4 protein-coding genes are annotated in these 3,563 nt (G+C 38.1%); 3 read left to right on the forward strand and 1 reads right to left on the reverse strand.

Features of this window, described 5'->3' with window-relative positions:
• Positions 1-332 (reverse strand): cation transporter (locus ACZFYI_RS17395; RefSeq protein ID WP_462525395.1); only part of this gene is annotated, 332 nt, incomplete at its 3' end.
• 236 nt (positions 333-568) lie between these two features.
• Between ACZFYI_RS17395 and bshC the strand changes: the two genes are divergently transcribed.
• From bshC to ACZFYI_RS17410, 3 genes are all read left to right on the forward strand, one after another.
• Positions 569-2,140: a bacillithiol biosynthesis cysteine-adding enzyme BshC gene (gene bshC / locus ACZFYI_RS17400; protein WP_462525396.1), complete on the forward strand. Its 1,572-nt coding sequence runs from the start codon at positions 569-571 to the stop codon at positions 2,138-2,140.
• Entirely contained in the window at positions 2,133-2,708 is a 576-nt protein-coding gene (locus ACZFYI_RS17405; RefSeq protein WP_462525397.1) for a 5-formyltetrahydrofolate cyclo-ligase, read from the forward strand. Before bshC ends, ACZFYI_RS17405 begins: the two co-directional genes overlap by 8 nt.
• Positions 2,709-2,781: 73 nt before the next feature.
• On the forward strand, positions 2,782-3,261 hold the full coding sequence (locus ACZFYI_RS17410; RefSeq protein WP_462525398.1) for a hypothetical protein: 480 nt from the start codon (positions 2,782-2,784) through the stop codon (positions 3,259-3,261).
• Positions 3,262-3,563 lie beyond the last annotated feature (302 nt).

Genomic DNA, 3,563 nt, shown 5'->3' on the forward strand with positions numbered 1-3,563 from the left:
TCCATCCAAAACATGCCTATGAAGAAAACCGGAAAAGCCAGTATACCCGCATAGCGTGTTTTTTTCTTGAGTTTTTGATACGCTTCAAGCTGCATCTTTTCCAAGTCCTCCTGCAATACATCTCCAATCATCAAGTCATAACCTGTTGATTGGACCTCTTTCTGAAGTTTTTCCAAGGATATTGTATCCTCCTCCCATTCGAGAAGCGCGACATGGTTGGCATAGTTGACAGATACCGAAGCAACACCGGGACTTTCTGAAAGGGTTTTTTCTACAGAAAGCGCACATGCGGCACAACTCATTCCCAAAACCGGTATTTCCTTCTTTTTCATTTTCTATAAATTTTAATACTACTTCCCAAATCCTCAACTTCCAACTCCGTACTTCCCACTTCCTTCATTTATTCACAAATTTACCCATTCAAAAACTACGATCTGTTATACAATTATTGATAAAATTAAACCGTCAAACCTCCATTCTTGTAATAAGAAAAAAAATGCGAACTTTATCATTTGTTGCGAAGTTAAACAGTCTTGAATCTCCTAAGAGAAAGTTGAACCCCAAATCCATGATAAAAAGCACAGTTGATCCGGATTGTACCGGACAATTTTCAGCCTTATTTTTAGATTATATCAATCAGAAGCCTGAGATTTTTCCTTTCTATAACCAATTCCCAAAAATCGGTAATTTCAAAAAACTGATAGAGGGTAAGAAATTCAAAGAAGCCCATAGAAAGGTTTTGGTTGAAACTTTATCCCGTCATTACCAAGGTATCAAGGACAGTGAAATTGCAAATCAGCAAATACAATCATTGGCGGATTCCAATACCTACACGGTGACCACAGGGCATCAACTGAACCTGTTTACAGGACCTCTTTATTTCATTTATAAAATTGTGTCGACGATCAACCTTGCAGAAAGGCTGAATCAAGCATATCCCGATAACCATTTTGTGCCGGTCTATTGGATGGCGACTGAAGACCATGATTTTGAAGAAATCAATTATTTTAAACTTGACGGTAAAAAGTACCAATGGAAAACCAATCAGTCCGGTGCTGTGGGTGATTTTGAATTGGATGAAAGTTTCAAATCGTTTTTTAAAGAAGTATCAGGTTTTGTTCCTGATTTCTTTAAGGAGGCCTACCAAAGCTCGGGGAAATTGTCAGAAGCAGTCAGGAAATATGTCCACCATTTGTTTGGAGAAAAGGGTCTATTGATCGTAGACGGCAATGAAGCAGCATTCAAAAGGATTTTCGTTCCGGCTATTCAAGAGGATTTATTTCAGCATATACCGCAGGATCTTGCAAATTCCCAAACAAAAAAACTGGAAAACCTTGGATACAAAAGCCAGATTTTTCCCCGAGAGATCAACCTTTTCTATATGGATAAGGGAATCAGGGAAAGAATCGAAAAATCCGGTGATATATATAAGGTGCTGAATACTGATATTTCTTTTACCGAAAAAGAGCTGATGGAGCATGTGGAGGCACATCCGGAGCATTTCAGTCCCAATGTCGTCCTTCGTCCCCTTTACCAGGAAATGATCCTTCCTAACCTTGCTTATTTGGGTGGGCCGGCTGAAGTAGTGTATTGGCTTCAATTGAAAGGAATTTTCGATCACTTTGAGGTACCTTTTCCTGCTTTGATGCCAAGGAATTTTGCCGTGGTTTTGGATAAAGCAGCAGATAAGAAAATCCAGAAACTTGGACTATCAGATGAGTTGTTGTTTCAATCCGTAGAAGAGTGGAAGAAAGGATTCATTTCAATGAATGCTTCCATGGATATCAAACTAAACAGGGAAAAAGAAGCTTTGGGGTCTATTTTCGAGGAATCTGGAAAAACTGCCGCTGAGCTTGAGAAAAGTCTTGGCAATGCATTTGGAGCTGCAAAAGTCAGGGCCTTGAAGATTTTAGATCAATTGGGCCAAAAAGTGAAAAAGGCTGAAGAACGGAAATGGGAGATTCAGATCGGACAAAGAAAGGCTATTTTTGAATACATGAACCCCGCAGGAAGTCCTCAGGAAAGGGTAGAAAATTTTATGAGGTTTTATTTGGAGCATCCTGAGTTTATTGAACAGATCCAAAGTCTTTTTGATCCGTTTGATTTCTCATATATGATATTGAGGATTGACAATGGATAAGTCAGCCATAAGGAAAGAATACCGTGAACTGAGAAAGGCTATTTCAAATGAAAAAAGAGAGGAGTATTCAGAAAGGATTTCCAATCACGTCTTGGATTTTCTGAAATCCAATCCTATAATTAGACATATCCATATTTTTTTACCCATTCCAAAGTTGCATGAGGTCAACACATTCCCCTTGTTAGAGAAGCTGCAGCATCTGGGATACGTATTATATACGTCCTATATCAATCCGGATAGCAAGGTTATGGAGACTTTGGAAATAACATATGCAAAGGAATTCAAACCTGATACTTTTGGTATCCCGATTCCAAAGGACATGATAAAAACAGACAGTGGTCAGATTCAAATGGTTTTGATCCCACTGTTGGCTTTTGATAAAAATGGAAACCGCGTAGGCTATGGCAAAGCCTATTATGATCAATTTCTTGCTACCTTGAGCAATGAAATAATTAAGGTAGGATTGTCGTTTTTTAATCCAATACCGGAAATACCTGTTGAACCGCATGATATCAGGCTTGATATTTGCATCACACCCGAAGTGAAATATCTTTTTAACCCCCTTTGATCGATATTATCCAAAGAATTAATTTAATTCGCCCATTATTTAAGATAAAAATCAATTCTCCATTTGAAAATTTATGAAAAAACAAATTCTATTTCTCGCAGTATTCTTTTCATTATTGTGTGCCAATGAATCAATGGCACAGTACAATACAGCTATCGGGCTTAGGCTTGGTTCGGGCAACGGCATCACCGTGAAGCACTTTATCCAAAACGGAGCCGCTATAGAAGGTATCCTCTACACTAGGTGGCAGGGATTTATCATCACAGGCTTATATGAAGTCCATAAGGACATAGATGGTGCCAAGGGCTTGCAATGGTTTTATGGAGGTGGGGCACATATTGGTACCTGGAATTCCGACAAACGCAATACCCCTTGGGGAGACAATGGCTCAAGTTCAACCGTAATAGGTTTAGACGGTATAATCGGTTTGGATTATAAATTTGACAATGCACCAATAAATTTATCACTCGACTGGAAGCCAGCCTTCAATATCAGTTCCAATGGGGGACTTTGGTGGGATGAAGTGGCCTTATCTGTAAGGTTTGCATTCTGATTGGGATTGCTTTTTTTCATTTCCTCCCTAATATAATGATTAGCTGTTTTCATATAATAGGGGGGGGAAATTGAGAATTAAAGAATATAAATCAATCAATCACTAACTATACAAAGATGCATGGGGTATAAGCTCCCTTTGCATCTTTTTTTTTGGATAGGTGTTTTCAATTTTTTGGATAGGGCTAATATTAGATTCCAAATAATATTTTGCCAAAATTAATTCACATAGTAAGTCAATCCTTAAATTTTGGATTCAAATAAAAACGGAATCTGCATTGAATTTTGTAAAAAATGGTTTTT

It is taken from the genome of Aquiflexum sp., from assembly GCF_977115555.1.

Coding starts and splice junctions, on each gene's coding strand:
- bshC (WP_462525396.1), top strand. CDS start 569: ATGATAAAAAGCACAGTTGATCCGGATTGTACCGGACAATTTTCAGCC.
- ACZFYI_RS17410 (WP_462525398.1), top strand. CDS start 2,782: ATGAAAAAACAAATTCTATTTCTCGCAGTATTCTTTTCATTATTGTGT.
- ACZFYI_RS17405 (WP_462525397.1), top strand. CDS start 2,133: ATGGATAAGTCAGCCATAAGGAAAGAATACCGTGAACTGAGAAAGGCT.